The organism is Pseudomonas sp. Z1-14 (assembly GCF_051132005.1).
In the GTDB taxonomy this organism is placed as follows: Bacteria; Pseudomonadota; Gammaproteobacteria; order Pseudomonadales; family Pseudomonadaceae; genus Aquipseudomonas.
Map to the genome: position 1 here is coordinate 5,759,348 of NZ_CP071646.1, position 20,686 is coordinate 5,780,033.

The 20,686-nt window shown below is 61.7% G+C and carries 19 protein-coding genes; 4 read left to right on the plus strand and 15 right to left on the minus strand.

All coding sequences use genetic code 11. The features are described 5' to 3' along the window. Positions 1-86: 86 nt before the first annotated feature. The 12 genes from J3P89_RS26385 to hutC all read right to left on the minus strand — a co-directional run bounded on the left by J3P89_RS26385 (position 87) and on the right by hutC (position 14,619). Positions 87-1,034: a choline ABC transporter substrate-binding protein gene (locus J3P89_RS26385; protein WP_434696122.1), complete on the minus strand. Its 948-nt coding sequence runs from the start codon at positions 1,032-1,034 to the stop codon at positions 87-89. 260 nt (positions 1,035-1,294) lie between these two features. Next, positions 1,295-2,098: an N-formylglutamate deformylase gene (gene hutG / locus J3P89_RS26390; protein ID WP_434696124.1), complete on the minus strand. Its 804-nt coding sequence runs from the start codon at positions 2,096-2,098 to the stop codon at positions 1,295-1,297. Between the two features lie 11 nt (positions 2,099-2,109). Then, a complete protein-coding gene (hutI, locus tag J3P89_RS26395; RefSeq protein WP_434696126.1) occupies positions 2,110-3,312 on the minus strand; it encodes an imidazolonepropionase in 1,203 nt (400 codons plus the stop codon). 117 nt (positions 3,313-3,429) lie between these two features. Further along, on the minus strand, positions 3,430-4,962 hold the full coding sequence (gene hutH / locus J3P89_RS26400; RefSeq protein ID WP_434696129.1) for a histidine ammonia-lyase: 1,533 nt from the start codon (positions 4,960-4,962) through the stop codon (positions 3,430-3,432). 129 nt (positions 4,963-5,091) lie between these two features. Next, entirely contained in the window at positions 5,092-6,618 is a 1,527-nt protein-coding gene (gene hutH / locus J3P89_RS26405; RefSeq protein ID WP_434698060.1) for a histidine ammonia-lyase, read from the minus strand. Positions 6,619-6,790: 172 nt separating this feature from the next. Then, entirely contained in the window at positions 6,791-7,621 is an 831-nt protein-coding gene (locus tag J3P89_RS26410; RefSeq protein WP_305497396.1) for a quaternary amine ABC transporter ATP-binding protein, read from the minus strand. Next, positions 7,618-8,469, minus strand: coding sequence for an ABC transporter permease (locus J3P89_RS26415; protein WP_109752006.1), 852 nt, complete (start codon positions 8,467-8,469; stop codon positions 7,618-7,620). Before J3P89_RS26415 ends, J3P89_RS26410 begins: the two co-directional genes overlap by 4 nt. Positions 8,470-8,540: 71 nt before the next feature. Continuing rightward, complete coding sequence (locus tag J3P89_RS26420; RefSeq protein ID WP_434696131.1) at positions 8,541-9,509, minus strand: ABC transporter substrate-binding protein; 969 nt, start codon at positions 9,507-9,509, stop codon at positions 8,541-8,543. 70 nt (positions 9,510-9,579) lie between these two features. Next, a complete protein-coding gene (locus J3P89_RS26425; protein ID WP_305497402.1) occupies positions 9,580-11,046 on the minus strand; it encodes a purine-cytosine permease family protein in 1,467 nt (488 codons plus the stop codon). A gap of 147 nt (positions 11,047-11,193) precedes the next feature. Next, entirely contained in the window at positions 11,194-12,882 is a 1,689-nt protein-coding gene (gene hutU, locus J3P89_RS26430) for a urocanate hydratase (RefSeq protein ID WP_434696134.1), read from the minus strand. A gap of 460 nt (positions 12,883-13,342) precedes the next feature. After that, the gene (locus J3P89_RS26435; protein WP_434696136.1) at positions 13,343-13,912 is read right to left on the minus strand and encodes a HutD/Ves family protein; all 570 of its coding nucleotides are present in this window, start codon (positions 13,910-13,912) and stop codon (positions 13,343-13,345) included. Beyond that, complete coding sequence (gene hutC / locus J3P89_RS26440; protein ID WP_305501386.1) at positions 13,909-14,619, minus strand: histidine utilization repressor; 711 nt, start codon at positions 14,617-14,619, stop codon at positions 13,909-13,911. Before hutC ends, J3P89_RS26435 begins: the two co-directional genes overlap by 4 nt. A 142-nt stretch (positions 14,620-14,761) precedes the next feature. Between hutC and J3P89_RS26445 the strand changes: the two genes are divergently transcribed. Beyond that, positions 14,762-16,126 carry a formimidoylglutamate deiminase gene (locus J3P89_RS26445; RefSeq protein ID WP_434696138.1) on the plus strand — a complete coding sequence of 455 codons (1,365 nt, stop codon included), beginning with the start codon at positions 14,762-14,764 and terminating at the stop codon, positions 16,124-16,126. 134 nt (positions 16,127-16,260) lie between these two features. Here the strand turns inward: J3P89_RS26445 and J3P89_RS26450 are convergent, their stop codons facing one another. Together J3P89_RS26450 and J3P89_RS26455 are read right to left on the minus strand one after the other, a co-directional pair. Next, a complete protein-coding gene (locus J3P89_RS26450; RefSeq protein ID WP_434570215.1) occupies positions 16,261-16,830 on the minus strand; it encodes a lipocalin family protein in 570 nt (189 codons plus the stop codon). A 43-nt stretch (positions 16,831-16,873) separates the two neighbouring features. Beyond that, a complete protein-coding gene (locus J3P89_RS26455) occupies positions 16,874-17,128 on the minus strand; it encodes a hypothetical protein (RefSeq protein ID WP_092328762.1) in 255 nt (84 codons plus the stop codon). 283 nt (positions 17,129-17,411) lie between these two features. Between J3P89_RS26455 and J3P89_RS26460 the strand changes: the two genes are divergently transcribed. The 3 genes from J3P89_RS26460 to J3P89_RS26470 all read left to right on the plus strand — a co-directional run bounded on the left by J3P89_RS26460 (position 17,412) and on the right by J3P89_RS26470 (position 20,080). Next, the gene (locus tag J3P89_RS26460) at positions 17,412-19,304 is read left to right on the plus strand and encodes a methyl-accepting chemotaxis protein (protein WP_434696141.1); all 1,893 of its coding nucleotides are present in this window, start codon (positions 17,412-17,414) and stop codon (positions 19,302-19,304) included. Positions 19,305-19,478: 174 nt separating this feature from the next. Next, positions 19,479-19,751, plus strand: a complete 273-nt coding sequence (locus J3P89_RS26465; RefSeq protein WP_434626496.1) for a type II toxin-antitoxin system Phd/YefM family antitoxin — start codon at positions 19,479-19,481, stop codon at positions 19,749-19,751. After that, positions 19,748-20,080, plus strand: a complete 333-nt coding sequence (locus tag J3P89_RS26470) for a type II toxin-antitoxin system RelE/ParE family toxin (protein ID WP_434696142.1) — start codon at positions 19,748-19,750, stop codon at positions 20,078-20,080. Before J3P89_RS26465 ends, J3P89_RS26470 begins: the two co-directional genes overlap by 4 nt. Positions 20,081-20,087: 7 nt before the next feature. Here J3P89_RS26470 and J3P89_RS26475 read toward each other — a convergent pair whose 3' ends face one another. Next, a complete protein-coding gene (locus J3P89_RS26475; protein WP_434696143.1) occupies positions 20,088-20,684 on the minus strand; it encodes a DUF924 family protein in 597 nt (198 codons plus the stop codon). Positions 20,685-20,686: the final 2 nt, after the last annotated feature.

Consider the following 20,686-nt stretch of genomic DNA (forward strand, 5'->3'; position numbering starts at 1 on the left):
CAGTCCTCGCTTCCTGGCGGCTGCTGCGCAACCGAGCGGGAGCAAGCTCCCTCGCCACGGGGGTTATCAGTACCCGCAAGATTGGGTCAGTTCTTGAGACTGGCCTGCACCGCCGCGATGCCATCCTTGCCATCGAAGCTGGTCACGCCGGCGAGCCAGCGCTGCAGGTCCTCGGGATGCTCGCGCAACCATTGCCGCGCGACGTCCTGGGGCGTCTTGCGCTCCATGATCGGCACCATCAACTGGCTTTCCTGGGCGGCGGTAAACGTGAGGTTCTCCAGCAGCCGCTGCACGTTCGGACACCGCTGTGCGTAATCCGGCGCGGTGACGATGGAGACCGTCGCGGCGCCTTCGTTGGGGCCATAGACGTCTTCGCTGCCGGTCAGGTAAGTGATGTTCATGTTGATGTTCATCGGGTGTGGGGTCCAGCCGACGAAGACCACGAATTCCTTGCGATTGACTGCCCGCTGCACCGCCGCCAGCATCCCGGCCTCGCCGGACTCGATCAGCTTGAAATCCTTGAGACCGAAGTGATTGGTCTCGATCATGGTCTTGATGGTGGTATTGGCGCCGCTGCCCGGCTCGATGCCGTAGATTTTCGCCCCCAACTGGTCCTTGAACCGGGCGATGTCGGCGAAGGTCTTGAGCCCCGCCGCCGCCACGTAGTCGGGAACGGCCAGGGTCGCCTGGGCGTCGGCCAGGCTTGGTTTGTCCAGTACTTTCACTTGATTGGCCGCCAGGAACGGGGCGATGTTCTTGTCCATCGCCGGTTTCCAGTAGCCCAGGAAAATGTCGAGCCGCTTGTCGCGGATGCCGGCGAAGATGATCTGCTGCACGGCGCTGGTCTGCTTGCTTTCGTAGCCCAGGCCGGTGAGCAGTACGTCAGCCATGCCGCTGGTGGCGATCACATCGGTCCAGTTGACCACGCCCATGCGCACGGTCTGGCAGGACGTTGCCTCGGCAGCCATCGCGCCGGAGCTCAACAGGACGGTACCGCAGAGGATCGACAGACAGCGTTTGAACGGTCTTTTCATCGGAAAGGTCTCGTGCGGCAGCGGATTATTGTAGGCCGGTGTCTTGGTGCACCGTGACCGGAACATTACGCAGCGTCGAGGGGCTGAAGATGAACTGTGGCGACGCGGTTTTGCACGGTGGCGACAGGTAAGACGATGAACGCTTCTGTGGCGAGGGAGCTTGCTCCCGCTGGGTGGCGAAGCCGCCCCAAGGATCTTGTGAGCGCTGCGCACTCAAGCGGGAGCAAGCTCCCTCGCCACAATAGCCGCCTCACCTCGAATTAGCGTTTGTAGGCCTCTTGTCCCCACGCCAGGAAACCTTCCAGCAACTCCCTGAGTACCACCTGGGTCGGCGCCGCCAGGTCCGGGCGATAGTTGAATGGCTCGAACTCTTCCATGTAGGTGCTCTGGCACAGTTCCAGCTGCACTGCGTGAATGTCCCCGGCCGGGTTGCCGTAGTGCCGGGTGATGTGTCCGCCCTTGAAGCGTCCGTTGAGCACATGGGTGAACTGGTCGTGGCGGGCGCAAATGGCTTCGAGCTGGCTGGCCAGGGCCGGGTCGCAACTGGCGCCGTTGAACGTGCCGAGATTGAAGTCAGGCAGCTTGCCGTCGAACAGGTGCGGGATCACCGAACGGATCGAGTGGGCATCGAACAGCAAGGCATAGCCGAACTCGGCCTTGAGCCGCGCCAGTTCCTGTTGCAGGGCCTGATGGTAGGGCATCCAGATCTGCTGCAGATACGTCGCCCGCTCCTCGGCGGACGGCACCAGGCCTTCACGAAACAACGGCACGCCATCGAACAGCGTCGCCGGGTACAGGCCGGTGGTGGCGCCGACGTACATCGGTTTGTCATCAGAAGGACGGTTCAGGTCGACGACGAACCGCGAGTATTCGGCCGCCAGGGTGCTGGCGCCCAGCTCATCGGCGAAATCATACAGCCGGGGGATATGCCAATCGGTGTCCGGCAGGCTCTGGGCCTCGGGGATCAACCCGGCCTCTACCGCCGGCGTCAGGCGCAGGCCGGCGTGAGGCATGCTGATCAACAGCGGCACGCGCCCTTGCTTGAAATTCAGGACCTTCTCCACAACCGTTCTCCTCAATCGATTTCCACGCCGTGGCGCACGACGCGTTTTTCCAGATCGCCGCCGAGCCAGTACGACAGATCGGCCGGGCGATCGATGTGCCAGGCGACAAAATCCGCCACCTTGCCGGCTTCCAGCGAGCCGTGGGTCTGAGCCATGCCCAGGGCCTGGGCGGCATGAATCGTTGCTCCCGCCAGTGCTTCTTCCGGGGTCAGGCGCAGGCAGGTGCAGGCCATGTTCAACATCAGGCGCAACGACAGCGCGGGCGAGGTGCCGGGGTTGAGGTCACTGGCGACGGCGATTTTCACGCCGTGCTTGCGCAGGGCATCCATGGGCGGCAACTGGGTTTCACGCAGGAAATAAAATGCCCCCGGCAGCAGCACCGCTACGGTGCCAGACTCGGCCATGGCCTTGGCGTCGTCCTCGGTCATGAATTCCAGGTGATCGGCCGACAGCGCCTGATACCGCGCCGCCAGGCTGGAACCATGCAACGACGACAGTTGCTCGGCGTGCAGCTTAACCGGCAGGCCCAATCGCTGTGCGGTCAAGAACACCCGTTCGACCTGCTCCGGGGAAAACGCCAGGTATTCGCAGAATGCATCCACCGCATCCACCAGCCCTTCGGCGGCCAACGCCGGGAGCATTTCAGTGCAGATGTGCTCGATGTAGTCATCGGCGCGGTCCTGGTATTCCGGTGGCAAGGCGTGGGCCGCCAGGCAGGTGCTACGCACGCTGACCGGCAGCTCGGCGCCGAGGCGGCGGATGACCCGCAGCATCTTGCGTTCGCTGGGCAGGTCGAGGCCGTAGCCGGACTTGATTTCCACCGTGGTCACGCCGTCGCGCATCAGGCTTTTCAGGCGTTTGGCGGCGCTGGCGAACAGCTCGTCCTCGCTGGCGGCGCGGGTCGCGCGCACGGTGCTGGCGATGCCACCGCCGGCCGCGGCGATGTCGGCGTAGCTGACGCCTTGCAGGCGCTGTTCGAATTCACCGCTGCGGTTGCCGCCGAACACCGCGTGGGTGTGGCAATCGATCAGCCCCGGGGTGACCCAGGCGCCCTTCAGGTCGTTGATGGCCGGGTAGTCGCCCACCGGCAATTCGGCACGGGGGCCGATCCATTGGATGTGCTCGTCCTGAGTAATAATGGCGGCGTCTTCGATAATCGAGTAGGCGCCCTGGGCCATGGTGGCGGCGTGGCAGTTTTGCCAGAGGGTTTTCATCCCGGTTTCCTCGTCGCATTCAAAATCGATTCGCGAGCAGGCTCGCTCCCACAGAAGTTGCGCAGAATCTGAGGGTGCGCCATCCATGTGGGAGCGAGCCTGCTCGCGAAGTGGCCATCAAAGGCTCGGCAACAACTGCGCCGTGACCAGCTCGTTCAGACACCGACTCGCCAACAGCTCACTGGCCGCGTTGATGTCCGGCGCAAAGAACCGGTCCTTCTCGTAAAACGGTACTTCTGCACGCAGCAACGCCCGGGCCTGTTCCAGTTTGGCCGAGGTTTTCAAGCCGCCGCGCAGATCCAACCCCTGGCACGCCGCCAGCCATTCCACCGCGAGAATCCCGCGGGTGTTCTCGGCCATTTCCCACAAGCGCTTGCCGGCGGCCGGGGCCATGGAGACGTGGTCTTCCTGGTTCGCCGAGGTCGGCAGGCTGTCCACCGAATGAGGATGGGACAGCGCCTTGTTTTCACTGGCCAAGGCCGCAGCGGTAACCTGGGCGATCATGAAGCCAGAGTTGACCCCGCCATTGGCCACCAGGAATGGCGGCAGTTGCGACATGTGCTTGTCCATCATCAACGAAATGCGCCGCTCGCTCAGGGAGCCGATCTCGGCGATCGCCAGGGCCATGTTATCGGCAGCCATCGCCACCGGTTCGGCGTGGAAGTTGCCGCCGGAGATCACGTCGCCCTCGGCGGCGAACACCAGCGGGTTATCCGACACAGCGTTGGCCTCGATCACCAGCACCTCGCCGGCCTGGCGGAACTGGGTCAGGCAGGCGCCCATCACTTGCGGCTGGCAACGCAGGGAGTACGGGTCCTGGACCTTGTCGCAGTTCTGGTGCGAATCCGACACTTCGCTGCGCTCGCCCAACAGGTCGCGATAGGCCGCGGCGGCATCGATCTGGCCTTTCTGGCCGCGAGCCGCATGGATGCGCGCATCGAATGGCGAGCGTGAGCCAAGCACCGCTTCCACCGTGAGGCTGCCCAGGGCCAGGGCAGCGGCAAACAGGTCTTCGCCTTCAAACAGGCCGCGCAAGGCAAACGCGGTGGACACCTGGGTGCCATTGAGCAACGCCAGACCTTCCTTGGCGGCCAGGGTCAGCGGCGCGAGGCCGGCGACTTTCAGGGCGTCGACAGCCGGCAGCCATTCGCCTTTGTAACGGGCCTTGCCCTCGCCCAGCAGCACCAGGGACATGTGGGCCAGAGGCGCCAGGTCACCGGATGCGCCCACCGAACCTTTCAGCGGAATGTGCGGGTAGACCTCGGCGTTGATCAGTGCGATCAGCGCATCGATCACCTGCCGACGAATGCCGGAGAAACCCCGGCTCAGGCTGTTGACCTTGAGCACCATGATCAACCGCACCAGCGCATCGCTGATCGGCTCGCCGACGCCGGCGGCATGGGACAGCACCAAAGAGCGCTGCAGGTTTTCCAGGTCTTCGCTGGCGATGCGGGTCGAGGCCAACAGGCCGAAACCGGTGTTGATGCCGTAGGCTGTGCGATTCTCGGCGAGGATCTGCTCCACGCAGGCAACGCTGGCTTCGATCTGCGCCGATGCGCTGGCGTCGAGGCTGAGCGTCACCGGTTGCTGATAGATGTCACGCAATTGAGCCAGGCTCAATTGGCCGGGAATCAGGTTCAAGGCAGTCATGTATTGCTCCTTTTGAGAGTTTTGTTTTTACCCGCCAGTCGCTCCGGAATGTTCCGTTATCCGTCACCTTCGCCTTTTGGGCGATGCCTTGTGGGCTACAGGTGCCTTGGCACGCTGGCGTTTTTTTGATCAATTCAAATTCGGTAGAACGTGGTGCAGCACATTCGGATCTCTGAGCAGCCCGGCGGCGCTGGCGATGTCCGGCGCCAGCCAGCGATCCTGGTCGTAGGCCGGGACGCGCTCGCGCAGCAGCTTCCAGGCGGTGTCGGTGCCAGCGCCAAAACGCTGCGCCTTGAGAAACTCAAAGGCCTGGGCCGCCAGCAGGTATTCGATGGCGAGGATCTGCGTACAGTTTTCCAGCGCCCGGTGCAGCTTCAGGGCCGCGTTGGTGCCCATGCTCAAATGGTCTTCCTGCAACCCGGAGGTGACGAAATTGTCGAGCACCGCCGGTTGCGCCAGTTGCTTGTTCTCCGCGCACAGTGACGCGGCGACGTATTGCACGATCATCATCCCCGAATTCACCCCGGGATTGGCCACCAGGAAGGCCGGCAGCCCACTGACGTGCGGGTTGATCAAACGGTCGAGGCGACGCTCGGCGATGGAGCCGATTTCCGCCATGGCGATCGCCAACAGGTCAGCCGCCAGCGCCACCGACTGGCCATGAGGGTTGGCCTGGGACACGACCCGGAAATTGTCCGGCGTACCCAGCAGCAGCGGGTTGTCGGTAGCGGCGTTGAGTTCGGTTTCGATCTGTTGCCGGGCATGCTCCAACTGATCACGAGCGGCGCCATGCACTTGCGGAGTCGAGCGGATGCTCAAGGCGTCTTGGGTGCGGATGCCCAGGCTCGAAGCGATGACTTCGCTGCCATCGAGCAGCGCCCGCAAGTTACTGCCCACCTGCTGCATGCCGGGGTGCGGCTTGAGCGCGATGATCTCGGCATCGAACGCGGCGATCTGCCCGCGCTGGGCCTCGAAGCTCATGGCACCGATCACATCGGCCCACTGCACCAGGCGCGTCGCATCGGCCAGGGCCAGGCAACTGAGGCCGGTCATGCACGGCGTGCCGTTGACCAGGCACAAACCGTCCTTGGCCCCCAGTTGCACCGGTTGCAGACCTTCTGCGGCCAGCGCCTGCTGCGCCGAGACGACCTGCCCGCGAAAGCTGACCTCGCCGACGCCCAGCAGCGCGATGCTGATGTGGGCCATGTGGGTCAGGTAGCCCACCGAACCCTGGGACGGCACTTGCGGCGTGATGCCGCGATTGAGCAGCGCCAGCAAGGCCTCGACCACCCGGCGATGGATGCCGGATTTGCCTTGGCTGTAGTTGAGAATGGCCGCGCAGAGGATCGCCCGGGTCTGCTCATCGGACAGCGCGGGGCCGACGCCACAGGCATGGCTAAGCAAGGTGTTGCGCGACAATTGGCTGAGCTGTTCGTCCTTGAGCGAGACATTGCACAAGGCGCCCAGGCCGGTGTTGACGCCATAGGCCCGTTCACCGCTTTCGACGATGCGCTGGACGATGGCCTGGGCATTGTCGATGCGCGCCCAGGCCTGGGCCGATAGCTCCAGCACAGCGCCGAAGCGGGCGACGGCGACCACGTCCTGCCAGCGCAGCGGGGCGTCGGCGATGATGATGATTTTTTCAGCCTGGGACATCTTCAACCTCATGGGAAATTCTTTTCAGCAACACACCTGGCTAAAGCACTGCCTTTGTGGCGAGGGAGCTTGCTCCCGCTGGGCCGCGCAGCGGCCCCAAAATCTTGCGAGCGCTACGCACTCGAGCGGGAGCAAGCTCCCTCGCCACAGAAGCGCGCCAGCCACCACAGCCTTACACCACTGCCGCCCTGCGCTGCACAAACCGATCGACATACTCATCCGCCGGCGAGTGCAGGATCTCCCGTGGCGTGCCGACCTGGATCAGCTTGCCGTCCTTGAGAATCGCGATGCGGTTGCCGATGCGTACGGCCTCGTCGAGGTCGTGGGTGATGAAGACGATGGTCTTGTGCAAGGTCTTTTGCAGTTCCAGCAACTGGTCCTGCATTTCCGCGCGGATCAGCGGATCGAGGGCGCTGAACGCCTCGTCCATCAGGATGATGTCGGTATCCGCCGCCAACGCCCGGGCCAGGCCGACGCGCTGGCGCATGCCGCCGGAGAGCTGGTGCGGGTATTTGTTCTCGTAGCCCTTCAGGCCCACGGTGCTGATCCAGTGCAACGCCCGTTCGGCGCAGACCTGCTTGCTTTCGCCGCGCACTTTCAAGCCGTAGGCGACGTTGTCCAGCACGCTCTTGTGGGGCAGCAGGCCGAAGCTCTGGAACACCATGCTGATCTTGCGTCGACGAAATTCACGCAAGGCATCCATGTCCAGTTGCAGGATGTCTTCGCCGTCCACCAGGATCGCGCCGCTGGTAGGGTCGATCAACCGGTTGAAGTGGCGAACCAAAGTGGACTTGCCGGAACCGGACAGGCCCATGATCACGAAAATCTCACCGGTGCCGATGCTCAGCGACAGGTCGTTCACGCCGACCACGCAGCCGGTTTCGGCCAGGACCTGGTCCTTGGTCCTGTTTTGACGGATCAGCTCCAGGGCCTCCTTGGACCGGTTGCCGAAAATCTTGAAGACGTTCCTGACTTCGATCTTGCTGACGGCTGCGTTGCTCATTTGCTCACCTCATGCCGAGGACGACCGTAGGCCTGGGTAATGCGGTCGATGACCACGGCGAGAATCACGATGGCGAGCCCGGCTTCGAGGCCGCGCCCGACGTTGAGGGTCTGGATGCCGACCAGTACATCTTCACCCAGGCCACGGGCGCCGATCATCGAGGCGATGACCACCATCGACAGGGCCATCATGGTGGTCTGGTTGATCCCGGCCATGATGCTCGGCAGGGCCAGGGGCAGTTGCACGCCGAACAGCTGCTGCCAGCGGTTGGCGCCAAAGGCGTTGATGGCTTCCATGACTTCGCCGTCAACCTGGCGGATGCCCAGGTCGGTCAGGCGGATCAAGGGCGGCGCGGCGTAGATCACCGTGGCGAAGATCGCCGGGACCTTGCCCAGGCCGAACAGCATCAACACCGGAATCAGGTACACGAAGCTTGGCATGGTCTGCATGATGTCCAGCAGGGGCATCAGCACCGAACGCAGGCGATTGCTGCGCGCCGAGAGAATGCCCAGCGGAATCCCGATCAGCACCGAAATCAGCGTCGCTACCAGCATCAGCGCGAGGGTCTGCATCAGTTTGTCCCACAGGCCCACCGCGCCCACCAGGAACAACAGGCCGACGATCACCGCCGTCGCCACGACCTTGCGGGTGGCATGCCAGGCGACACCGCCGACGATCGCCAGCATCAGCCACCAGGGGGCCATGCGCAGCAGACCTTCAAGGTTGACGATGGCCCACAGCAACGTGTCGGAGATATGCCGGAACACATCGCCATAGTTGGTCACCAGGGAGTCGACCCAACCGTTGACCCAGTCGGCGATGGAGAAGGTAAAGCTTTCGGGAAACATAAGAGACTCTCGATCAGGTGGATGCGGTGAACGTCCCGGCCAGCCCCACGGTTGGCCGGGAAATATTCGACCTACAGAGCCGCGTCGATTTTCCTGGCAGCGTCTTCGCTGACCCAGGCATGCCAGACTTCAGGATGTTCCTTCAGGAAGATCTTCGCCAGTTTCGGCGACTCGATCCGCTCTTTGGCCATGCGCCCGAGGTTCTGGTTCAGGATGTCGATCGGCAGGTTGACCTTTTCCAGCACTGCCACCAATTCCGGGGCTTCGTCATGGAAGGTCTTGGACAGGCCGACCTTGATGCTCACGCTTTTATCCACACCCGGTTTTTCTTCGAGCTTCACCAGGTCGACCTGGCCCATCAGCGGTGTTGGCGACCAGTAGTAGAACAGGATCGGCTCGCCACGCTTGTAGCTCGACAGCACTGCCGCATCCAGGGCCGGGCCGGTGCCTGGACGGAAGTTGGTGTAGGTTTTTTCCAGGCCGTAGCTTTTCAGCATTTCGCTGTTGTCCAGCTCGCAGGTCCAACCGGCCGGGCAGTTGTAGAAGCGGCCCTTGGACGGTTCCTCCTGATCCTTGAACACGGCGGCGTACTGGCCCAGGTCGGCGATATTCTTCAGGCCCGGGGCCTTGGCTTCGAGCTTGCGCTTGGCATCGCCTTCGACCACGTAGCGCGGCACGTACCAGCCTTCGATCGCGCCCACCACCGGGGCACCGACGCCGACCACCTTGCCGGCCTTCTCGGCCTTGTTCCACACCTCACTGCGGCCGACCCACTCTTCGGCGAACACCTGGATGTCGTTGCTGCTCAGGGCGTTCTCCATGGTGATGGAGTTGCCTGGCAGGCTGTCGGTCTTGCAGCCGTAGCCTTTTTCCAGCACCACTTGCATCACGTCGGTCAGCAGCATGCCGCTTTCCCAGTTCAGGCCGGCGAACTTCACCGGTTTGCCCGACTCGCACCAGCCGGCCGCTTGCGTGGCGCCAGCGCTGGCCAGCAGGCCCATGGCAAGCAATGCGGTCAGCAGGGTCTTGTTCGATTTCATTGTGTGACGCTCCTAATCAGTTGGATTGGCTTACGGCAGTCAAGAGGCATCCAGCCCTGTCAACGTCCCATCAGACCGCTTGGATGCGGCCCGCCCTGCTCGGTTGTGCGTCAACCGCGTCCTGCTCGACCGGCAGGATCAATTGATCGGGTACTGCGCTGTGCCACTTTCTGGCGATGAGGTAATACAACGCCGCCGGGACCACCAGACCGATGATCCACGAGATATCCACACCACCCATGGCTTTCACCAACGGGCCGGTATAGAACTTGGTGGCGATGAACGGCAACTGAACCAATACACCGAAGACGTAGACGCTGATGCCGAGGGCGTTCCAACGACCGTAGCGACCGTTCGGGTCGTTCAGTGCCGGCACGTCATAGCGCTCGCGCGTGATGCAGTAGTAGTCCACCAGGTTGATCGCGCTCCACGGCGTGAAGAATGCGAGCAAGAACAGGATGAAAGACTTGAACGCGCCGAGGAACGAATGCTGGCCGAGCAGCGCGATCAGGGTCGCGGCGCCGACGATGACCAGCACGAAGACCAGACGCTGCAAGCGCGTTACGTTCAGGTGCCCGCGGAAACCGCTGATGATCGTCGCGATGCACATGAAGCTGCCGTAGGAGTTCAGCGTGGAGATGGTGACCTTGCCAAAGGCGATGCTGAAGTACAGCAGCGCAGCGGTGGCGCCCGTGCCTCCCAGGCCTACGATGTAGGCCACTTCGTGACCGGCGAACTGCCCGTTGGCCGAAGCGGCGGCAAACACGCCGAGGATCATCGCCACCTGCGCGCCGATGACGGAACCCGCGCCGGCGGCGAAAAAGGTTTTCACCGAGGACGTCTTGCTCGGCAGGTACCGCGAGTAGTCAGCCACGTAGGGGCCGAAGGCGATCTGCCAGGAGGCCGCGAGCGACACCGCCAGCAGGAAACTGCTCCAGCTGAAATGGCGAATTTGCAAGAGCGCGCCAACGTCCGTCTGGCTGATCAGGCGAGCGAACAGGTAGACAAAGGCAATCACACCAATGACGCTGGCGACCCGGCCAATGAAGTGAATCACCCGGTAACCGAGCACCGTCACCAGCACGATGACGCTGGCGAAAATGAGAATGCCGAGACTGTCGCTGACACCAAACAACTGGCCCAGCGCCTGGCCGGAAAGCACGGTTCCCGTGGCGGTGAAACCCAGGTACATCAGGCACACCAGCACGATCGGGATGGCCGCGCCATACACACCGAACTGCACCCGGCTGGAGATCATCTGCGGCAGGCCCAGCTTGGGCCCTTGCGCGGCATGCAAGGCCATGACGCCACCGCCGAGCACCTGGCCGATCAGCAGACCGATCAACGACCAGAACACATCACCGCCAAGCACCACCGCCAACGCGCCGGTGACAATTGCCGTGATCTGCAGGTTGGCCCCCATCCAGAGGGTGAACTGGCTCAACAACCGACCGTGTCGCTCCGCTTCCGGGATGTAGTCGATCGAACGTTTCTCGATCAACGGCTTGCTGCTATCGCGTGTGCTGGTGACAGCCATGGTTCAACCTCTGTGGATTGTTCTCGGATTCATTTGCGCCGCACCCTGTGGGAGCGAGCTTGCTCGCGATGAGGGCGTGTCAGTAGACGGAACCGGTACTGATCCACCGCTATCGCGAGCAAGCTCGCTCCCACAAGGGATCCGGGATTACTTGCCGGTGATCATCGGCAGGTTCAGCCCCTGCTCCTTCGCACAATCAATGGCAATCTGGTAACCCGCATCGGCATGACGCATGACGCCAGTGCCCGGGTCGTTATGCAGTACGCGGGCGATACGCTCGGCCGCTTCGTCGGTGCCGTCGCAGACGATCACCATGCCCGAGTGCTGGGAGAAACCCATGCCGACGCCACCACCGTGGTGCAGCGACACCCAAGTCGCGCCACTGGCGGTGTTGAGCAAGGCATTGAGCAGCGGCCAGTCGGAAACGGCGTCGGAGCCGTCCTGCATGGATTCGGTTTCACGGTTCGGGCTGGCGACGGAGCCGGAGTCCAGGTGGTCGCGGCCGATCACGATCGGCGCCGACAACTCACCGCTGCGCACCATCTCGTTGAAGGCCAGGCCCAACTTGGCGCGCTGGCCCAGGCCAACCCAGCAGATACGTGCAGGCAAACCCTGGAAGCTGATGCGCTCGCGGGCCATGTCCAGCCAGTTGTGCAGGTGAGCGTCGTCGGCGATCAGTTCCTTGACCTTGGCGTCGGTCTTGTAGATGTCCTGCGGGTCACCCGACAGCGCGGCCCAGCGGAACGGGCCGATGCCGCGGCAGAACAGCGGGCGGATATACGCCGGAACGAAGCCCGGGAAGTCGAAGGCATTCTCGACGCCCTCTTCCTGGGCCATCTGGCGGATGTTATTGCCGTAGTCGAAGGTCGGTACGCCCATTTTCTGGAAGGCCAGCATGGCTTCGACGTGAACGGCCATCGATTGCTTGGCGGCCTTCACCACGGCAGCAGGTTCGGTCTTGGCGCGGGCGCGGTATTCGTCCCAGGTCCAGCCGGCCGGCAGGTAACCGTTGAGCGGATCGTGGGCGCTGGTCTGGTCGGTGACCATGTCCGGGCGCACACCACGACGGACCATTTCCGGCAGGATTTCAGCCGCGTTCCCACACAACGCGATGGAAATCGCCTTGCCTTCGGCAGTGTATTTCTCGATGCGCGCCAAGGCGTCGTCGAGGTCTCTGGCTTGTTCGTCGACGTAGCGGGTTTTCAAACGGAAATCGATGCTGACCTGCTGGCATTCGATGTTCAGCGAGCACGCACCGGCCAAGGTCGCGGCCAAGGGTTGCGCGCCGCCCATGCCACCCAGGCCTGCGGTCAGGACCCAACGGCCCTTGAGGTTGGAATCGTAATGCTGGCGACCAGCCTCGACGAAGGTTTCATAAGTGCCTTGGACGATGCCCTGGCTGCCGATGTAGATCCAGCTGCCGGCGGTCATCTGGCCGTACATGGCCAGGCCCTTGGCGTCGAGTTCGTTGAAATGCTCCCAACTGGCCCAGTGCGGCACCAGGTTGGAGTTGGCGATCAGTACGCGAGGAGCGTTGCTGTGGGTCTTGAATACGCCCACCGGCTTGCCGGATTGCACCAGCAGGGTTTCGTCGTCATTCAGGTTGGTCAGGCTTTCGACAATCTTGTCGTAGCATTCCCAGTTGCGCGCCGCGCGACCGATGCCACCGTAGACCACCAACTCCTTCGGGTTCTCCGCCACTTCCGGGTCGAGGTTGTTCATCAACATCCGCAGCGGCGCTTCAGTCAGCCAGCTCTTGGCGGTCAGCGTGTTACCGCGAGGCGCGCGGATTTCAACGTCACGGTATTTTTCAGGTTTGCGGGTAGCGTCGGTCACAGCAAAAACTCCTCAGCGATCAATCCAGACCAGCCCGGGCGGTGGGCAGTGATTCAGCGAACGTTGCGTTGAATGCAGGCGACTCATACGCATACGTCTTTACTTGTATGTACAAGCATATGCAATCAAGCGGCCAACTTGTCCGAGGCGATGTTCATAAACAGCTGGGGAGTTGGCTGAAAGCCCTGTGATTGAAGGGCTGCCGAGTTGCATGAAATTTTTGTAAAGGATTTTTCAGGGGTCAGTCGGAGGGGCATAAAAGCGTGGTATTGCGCCACGCTGGGGCGTTCGGTAACAAGTTGGTGCGTGCAGAAGGAACAATGAAAGGCTTTTTGTGGCGAGGGAGCTTGCTCCCGCTGGGCCGGTCCGACGCTTCGGTGTAGCGGCCCCTATTTTGCGACTGCTGCGCAGTCGAGCGGGAGCAAGCTCCCTCGCCACAAAAGCGCTATCGCCAGGCGACTTAGTGGGCCGTCAGCTCGATCACGCAGCATTGGCCGTGGGTGGTGATCTCCAACAGCCCGGTGTTGCCGCTCAGTTGCAGGCAGTCATAAAGCCCCAGCGTCTGGACCGCCTCGTCAATATTGACCCTCAGCGTCGGCGCCGCGCTGAACACCAACACCGTCCCCGCCTCGCTGAGAAAATGCTGCTGCCCACCCATCCACTGCAACCGCACGCGGTAACGCTGCGGCGCATAGATCAGGTTGAAATCGCGGATCGGCCCGCCCAGCAAGGTGCAGTGCACATGGCTTTCGCCGCTGAACGCAAACGGGTCCAGCGGATGCAATGCCCGCGTGGCCTGGCCATCGACATTCAGCGTCATGCCGTCACCCTGCAAGACACTGATGACCCGTTCGTAACCGGCGAAGGTGGAAAAACCGCCCGACTCAGCGATATCGGCGATCGACAGGCGCCAACCGAAACCTTCCAGGCCGGCGCCTGCATCGCGGGTGATTTCTTCGGTGCTGCCACCGCCGTTTTTCCACGGCATGCGTGGGTAGTCGGCGGCGCGTAAAACCTTCAGCCGGCTCATTTGTGAAAGCGTCCTTCCAGGCTATGGCGGGAGCCCGGATGGATCAGGCGCGCGGCGGTCACCGGCTGGCGCCCGGACCAGGTGCGACGGCGAATCAGCAGGCACGGCTCGCCCCGCTCGATCTGCAACAGCTTGCATTCGCTCGGCTCGGCCAGGATCGCCTCGACCACATGCTCCCCCTCGGTCAGCGGCGCGACCTGGTTCAGGTAAGCGTAAGGCGTTTGCTGGGTGAAGTCCTGCTTGAGGTAGTCGGGCGCCACGAGCGCATTGACGAAACGGTCCTCGATCTGCACGGGAATGTCGTTCTCGAAATGCACGATCAGCGAGTGAAAGACCTTCTGGCCTTCGCGCATATCCAGGGCCAGGGCACGTTCGGAGCCGGCGGCCTCCTCTTCTAGGGTAATGACCTTGCAGGTATGGCGATGACCCCGGGAGGCGATTTCATCGGCGATGTTGTGCACTTCGAACAGCGCGGACTGGCTCTTGGGCTCGGCGACGAACGTGCCGACACCCTGCATGCGCACCAACAGGCCATCGGCGGTCATTTCCCGCAGGGCACGGTTGATGGTCATGCGGCTGAAGCCCAACTGACTGACCAGTTCGCTTTCCGACGGCACGCGATAGTGCGGCGGCCAGTTTCCACTGTCGATCTGCTGGGTGATCATCTGTTTGACGCGGGCGTACAAGGGCGCCGGACTGTCACCCATGGTTGCGGCCAGCGGCGGTTTGGCAGGCGGAGTCGGCACGGCGGTTCCCTGTTCTGCAAATTAGGTGGCTAGCTTGCCGGAGTTTACCGGCCAGGCAAACGTCTGTATATGTATATACAAATTTCACAGATGAGGGTCAATCATGTCCGCCTTCTTTGCCGAACGCGCGCTGCTGCCTAGTGGATGGGCCAATGATGTACGTCTTGAGGTCGACGCCAACGGCATCCTGACCCACATCCAGGCCGACGCCCACGCAGACGGCGCCGAACGACTGGACGGCCCGCTATTGCCAGGCATGCCGAACCTGCATTCCCATGCTTTCCAGCGGGCCATGGCCGGACTGGCTGAGGTGGCCGGCAACCCCAACGACAGCTTCTGGACATGGCGTGACCTGATGTACCGCCTCGTCGGGAAAATCAGCCCCGGGCAACTCGGCATTATCGCCCGCCAGCTGTACATCGAAATGCTCAAGGCCGGCTACACCTCGGTCGCCGAATTCCACTACGTGCACCATGACGTCGACGGCGCGCCCTACGCTGACCCGGCCGAACTGGCGCTGCGCATCAGCCACGCCGCCAGCGCCGCCGGCATCGGCCTGACGTTGCTGCCGGTGCTCTATAGCCATTCCGGCTTCGGCGGCCAGGCGCCCAACGAGGGGCAGCGCCGGTTCATCAACAGCACCGAGAACTACCTGAAACTTCAGGAGCGCTTGCAACCCGTCCTGGCCGGGCAAGCCAATCAGGCGCTGGGCTTGTGTTTCCACTCCTTGCGCGCCGTGACGCCCGGACAGATCAAGGACGTACTGGCCGCCAGCGATCCGCATTGCCCGGTGCACATCCACATCGCCGAACAGCAAAAGGAAGTCGACGATTGCCTGAGCTGGAGTGGCGCGCGGCCGCTGCAATGGCTGTACGAAAATACCGAAGTCGACCAGCGCTGGTGCCTGGTCCACGCAACGCACGCCAACCCCCAGGAAGTCAGCCTCATGGCCAGGAGCCGGGCGATTGCCGGGTTGTGCCTGACCACTGAAGCCAATCTCGGCGACGGGATTTTCCCGGCCGTGGACTTCCTCGCCCAAGGAGGGCGGATGGGCATCGGCTCCGACAGCCATGTGTCGTTGAGTGTGGTGGAAGAGTTGCGTTGGCTGGAATACGGCCAGCGTTTGCGAGACCAGCGGCGCAACCGGTTGTATCGAACGGACCAACCGATGGTCGGGCGCACGCTGTATGACGCCGCGCTGGACGGTGGCGCCCAGGCCCTGCGACAACCCATCGGTGCTTTCACAGTAGGCAAACGCGCCGATTGGCTGGTGCTTGATGGCAACGATCCGTACCTGGCCACGGCCAACGGCGACGGTATTCTCAATCGTTGGCTGTTCGCCGGTGGCGATCGCCAGGTGCGGGATGTGATGGTGGGTGGCAAGTGGGTGGTGCGCGATGGGCGCCATGCTGGCGAAGAGGAAAGCGCACGGGCGTTCACCCAGGTGTTGCGCGAGCTGCTGGGCTGATCCTAAAAATCATCAGGCAGATACCAATGTGGGAGCGAGCTTGCTCGCGATAGCGGACTTTCAATCAACATCGATGTTGAAGGTAAAGGCCTCATCGCGAGCAAGCTCGCTCCCACATGGTTTTCGGGTGTCAGTCAGTCCGAAGTCTTCGCCATCTGCCGGTCCGATGCGCGCCAGACCAACCGCGTCGTGTCATAGCCCTGCTGGCGGGCCTTGCTCAGCAGCTCTTCACGTACATCCACCTTCACCGTCGGCGTGCGGGACAGCAACCACATGTAGCGCCGGCTCGGGTCGCCGACGATGGCGGTCTTGTAGTCGTCGCTGACGTACAACACCCAATATTCCCCTTTTGCCACGCCCGGCAGGATCCGCGAGAACCAGGTATCGAATTCGACCCAGAGCTTGTCGGTTTTACCCGGCACTTGCGGGTAAGCCGTGCCCCTGGCCTCTTCCCATTTCCAGTCGGAAGTCAGGCAGCGGTTGAATACGTCCATGTTGCCGTCAGGCTTGAGGGTGTAATGCGCTTCGGATTGCGCGCAGTTGCGCTGGAAGTACATCGGCAGGCGGGCCAGTTCGTACCAGGTCCCTTGGTACCGCTTGAGATTGACGCTGTTGACTGTCTTGGGCGCCAACGGGTCTACGCCAGAAGAGGCACAGCCGGCCAATACCAGGCCAGCCAGAAGCACAAAAACTAACCGCATCATTATTTTTTTCTCCCGTGGGCGCTTGGCCCCGGTTTACTTCAGGTTACTTCAGGCCTTGGCCGGAAAACATCAACACTTTGTCACCGGCATACTGCACGCTGATAAAGCTTTTCTGGTCGCCCCAGGTGCAGCTGGACATACCGAGCGCGCCCGAACAATCAGTCGGTTTCCCCAGTAACGTTTCGACTTCGGCCTTGGGCATGCCAGCCGACAGCTTCGAATAGTTTTCCTGGTTGACCTTGCTGCATGCGGTCAAGACGACGCACACAAACAGCAGGGCGATGGATCGCAGCGACATGGTGTAACTCCTGGAGCAGAAGGGAGGTGGCAGGGTGCCAACCTGATCCTTAGAAGAGAAAACCCCTGTCTGGTTCCCTCGTGCCCCTGGTATTTATTGGCTGTGCAGCGGTGTTTCATCGGAAATCAACCGGTTTGTGACGCGGTCGTGCCTTTCGTCGGGAGCGACCCCTTCACGCCTGATGGGACGGGCTTTTGCGCCGATAAAAAGTAACAGCGCAAAATCTTGCACTATGGCAAATTGGCAGCCCTTCCTGACCCGTCCCTACGCGGTAGCGTTCTTAATGACCAGAAACATGAAATTCAGCCACAAAATCCTGCTGGCTGCCGCCCTTGTGGTGGCCATCGCATTCGCCTGTTTCATCCTGTTCAACGACTATCGTCAACGACAAAGTCTCAACACCAGCACCGAGACGTCCATGCAGGAACTCGGCAACCTGACCAGTCGCAATATCCAGACATGGGTCGAAGGCCGAATCCAATTGCTGCAATCGCTGGCCCAGCAAATCGCCATCGACGGAAACAGTGCCGAAAGCCTGAAACGCGCCGTGGGCCTGCCGGCCTACACCGGTAATTTCCAGCTCAGCTATTTCGGCGGTACCGACGGTGTGATGTTCTCGATACCGGCCGGTAATCGTGCCGCCGACTATGACCCGCGCGCCCGTGGCTGGTACAAGGCTGCCAATAGCGCCCAGCAGACCATCGTCACCGAGCCCTACATCGCGGCCTCGTCGGGCAAGTTGGTGATCACCGTTGCCACGCCGGTACAGCGGCAGAACCAAATGATCGGCGTGGCCGGCGCAGACATCGACCTGTCGAGCGTCAGCGCCATCATCAACTCGCTGAACTTCGGCGGCCATGGCCATGCTTTCATCGTCAGCGCCGACGGCAAGATCCTGATCCACCCCGACAGCAAGCGCGTCCTCAAGACGCTCGCCGAGGCCTACCCCAACGGCGCGCCGCAAATCGGCCCGGGCCTGAAGGAAGTCGAACTCGACGGCAAGACTCAATTCATCTCCTTTACCCAGGTCAATGGCGTGCCCGGAGCCAACTGGTACGTGGCGCTGGTACTCGATAAAGACACCGCACTGGCGATGCTCAGCGAATTTCGCACCTCGGCACTGATCGCCATGATCATCGCCGTGGTGTTCATCATCGCCCTCCTGGGCATGCTGATCCGGGTGCTGATGCAACCGCTGCTGACCATGGGCCGCGCCATGCACGATATCGCCGAAGGCGAAGGCGACCTGACTCGGCGCCTGACCATTCATGGCCAGGACGAATTCGGTGCGCTGGGTACATCGTTCAACCGCTTCGTCGAGCGTATCCATACTTCGATCCGCGAAGTGGCTTCGGCGACCGGCCAGGTCAACGAAGTCGCCCTGCGGGTGGTCAGCGCGTCCAACTCGTCGATGTACAACTCCGACCAGCAGGCCTCGCGGACCAGCAGCGTGGCCGCGGCCATCAACCAGCTCGGCGCCGCCGCCCAGGAGATCGCCCAGAACGCCGCCCTCGCCTCGCAGCATTCCAGTGAAGCCCGCAACCTGGCCGAAGACGGCCAGCAAGTGGTGGATAAAACCATCACCGCCATGCAGCAGCTGTCGGCCAAGATCAGCGATTCGTGCGGCAACATCGAAACCCTGAACAGCAACACGGTGAACATCGGCCAGATCCTGGAAGTGATCACCAGCATTTCCCAGCAGACCAACCTGCTTGCCCTGAACGCCGCCATCGAAGCCGCCCGTGCCGGTGAAGCCGGTCGCGGCTTCGCGGTGGTTGCCGATGAAGTGCGCAACCTGGCCCACCGTACCCAGGATTCGGCGCAGCAAGTGCAGAAGATGATCGAAGAGTTGCAGGTCGGCGCGCGGGAAGCGGTGCTGACCATGACCGACAGCCAGCGTCAGAGCGAAAGCAGCGTTGGCATCGCCAACCAGGCGGGCGAACGCCTGGGCAGCGTGACCCAGCGCATCGGCGAAATCGACGGCATGAACCAGTCCGTGGCGACCGCCACCGAAGAACAGACCGCCGTGGTGGAATCGATCAACGTCGACATCAACGAGATCAACACCCTGAACCAGGAAGGCGTGGAAAACCTGCAGGCCACCTTGCGTGCCTGTTCCGACTTGGAACAGCAGGCGGCGCGGTTGAAGCAATTGGTGGGTAGTTTCCGGATCTAGCGCTCTCAAGACCCATCGCGAGCAAGCTCGCTCCCACAGTTGACCGCACTCTACTGTGGGAGCGAGCTGTCCGCGATAGCGGCATCAGCCCTCAGCAGAAATCAGACCGACACCCTGACGAAAGACTGAATTAAGACTAAACTCAGTCCGTTCATTCTTTCGAGGCCCCGCACCATGAAACTCTCATCACAAATCAAACCCATCAGCTATTTGAAGAGCCATACCGCCGAAATCGTCAAGAGCATCACAGAGAGCAGAGAGCCGTTGATCATCACCCAAAACGGTGAAGCCAAGCTCGTGGTCATGGATGTAAAAAGTTTTGAAGAACAAGAAGACACCATGGCGTTGCTAAAGCTGCTGGCGATGGGCAACCAAGAAATTGAAAACGGTAAATTCAGGGAAATAGAAGAAGTCTTCGGCGAGCTGGACAAGGCGGACGACCAATGAGGTTGAAGATCGTCATTCTTCAGTCAGCCGAAACAGATCTTAAAGAGCTTCGCGCCTATCTCATCGGTCGGTTTTCTTTCCAGACATGGCAAAGCACTTACGCCAGCCTGAAGACGGCGATCCGTCATTTGGAGACCTTGCCTTACGCAGGATCGATTCCAGAAGAAATCGAAAGGCTCAATCTCGGTCAGTACCGGCAGATATTGTCAGGGATGAACCGAATCATTTATGAGGTGCGGGGCCAAACGATCTATATCCATATCATCGCCGATAACCGCAAGAGCTTGCCGACCCTGCTAATGCAGCGATTGCTTCGAAGCGGTCCTTAACAACTCACTAGAACCTGGACCCAGGCCTGCTCAAGAACTCCACTTCCTCAGCCGTAGACTCACGCCCAAGCACCGCATTGCGATGAGGGAAGCGTCCAAACCGGGCAATGATCTTCTGATGCCGTTCGGCATAATCCAGGTTGTCTTCAAACACCGCCCGCTGCGCCTCCGGTTGCTCCCGGACCAGGTCGATGAACCGCGACACGGCTTCGTTCTGCACCGCGAGGTTTTCGCAGTGTTCGAGTACCAGATAAATGAATACGCGCTGGATGGGCTTGAGTTGCCGGTCGAAACCCGCCGCCAGTCCCTGTGCTACCAGCGCTTGGGCACGCAGATCGCCGGAAAAACCTTCGGGGGTGTTGCGATAGATCATCCGCGGAAGTTGATCCAGTAGCAGCACCAAGGCCAGCCAACCTTCCGGGCGTTGCGCCCAATCGGTCAATCCGCCGGCCAGTGCCTGCTCGACCTGATCACCGAAGCGCTCTTGCGCCTGGCGATCATGGCCTTTGCCGAACCATAGCTTGCCCTTGTCAGCCGCGATCTCATCTGGTTTTTCGGCTGTGCCAAACCACCAATCGAGCAACGGCTGCCAGGGCTCGGCCATGA

Coding starts and splice junctions, on each gene's coding strand:
- J3P89_RS26385 (WP_434696122.1), bottom strand. CDS start 1,034: ATGAAAAGACCGTTCAAACGCTGTCTGTCGATCCTCTGCGGTACCGTC.
- hutI (WP_434696126.1), bottom strand. CDS start 3,312: ATGAAAACCCTCTGGCAAAACTGCCACGCCGCCACCATGGCCCAGGGC.
- hutH (WP_434696129.1), bottom strand. CDS start 4,962: ATGACTGCCTTGAACCTGATTCCCGGCCAATTGAGCCTGGCTCAATTG.
- hutH (WP_434698060.1), bottom strand. CDS start 6,618: ATGTCCCAGGCTGAAAAAATCATCATCATCGCCGACGCCCCGCTGCGC.
- J3P89_RS26410 (WP_305497396.1), bottom strand. CDS start 7,621: ATGAGCAACGCAGCCGTCAGCAAGATCGAAGTCAGGAACGTCTTCAAG.
- J3P89_RS26415 (WP_109752006.1), bottom strand. CDS start 8,469: ATGTTTCCCGAAAGCTTTACCTTCTCCATCGCCGACTGGGTCAACGGT.
- J3P89_RS26420 (WP_434696131.1), bottom strand. CDS start 9,509: ATGAAATCGAACAAGACCCTGCTGACCGCATTGCTTGCCATGGGCCTG.
- J3P89_RS26425 (WP_305497402.1), bottom strand. CDS start 11,046: ATGGCTGTCACCAGCACACGCGATAGCAGCAAGCCGTTGATCGAGAAA.
- J3P89_RS26435 (WP_434696136.1), bottom strand. CDS start 13,912: ATGAGCCGGCTGAAGGTTTTACGCGCCGCCGACTACCCACGCATGCCG.
- hutC (WP_305501386.1), bottom strand. CDS start 14,619: ATGGGTGACAGTCCGGCGCCCTTGTACGCCCGCGTCAAACAGATGATC.
- J3P89_RS26445 (WP_434696138.1), top strand. CDS start 14,762: ATGTCCGCCTTCTTTGCCGAACGCGCGCTGCTGCCTAGTGGATGGGCC.
- J3P89_RS26450 (WP_434570215.1), bottom strand. CDS start 16,830: ATGATGCGGTTAGTTTTTGTGCTTCTGGCTGGCCTGGTATTGGCCGGC.
- J3P89_RS26455 (WP_092328762.1), bottom strand. CDS start 17,128: ATGTCGCTGCGATCCATCGCCCTGCTGTTTGTGTGCGTCGTCTTGACC.
- J3P89_RS26460 (WP_434696141.1), top strand. CDS start 17,412: ATGACCAGAAACATGAAATTCAGCCACAAAATCCTGCTGGCTGCCGCC.
- J3P89_RS26465 (WP_434626496.1), top strand. CDS start 19,479: ATGAAACTCTCATCACAAATCAAACCCATCAGCTATTTGAAGAGCCAT.
- J3P89_RS26470 (WP_434696142.1), top strand. CDS start 19,748: ATGAGGTTGAAGATCGTCATTCTTCAGTCAGCCGAAACAGATCTTAAA.
- J3P89_RS26475 (WP_434696143.1), bottom strand. CDS start 20,684: ATGGCCGAGCCCTGGCAGCCGTTGCTCGATTGGTGGTTTGGCACAGCC.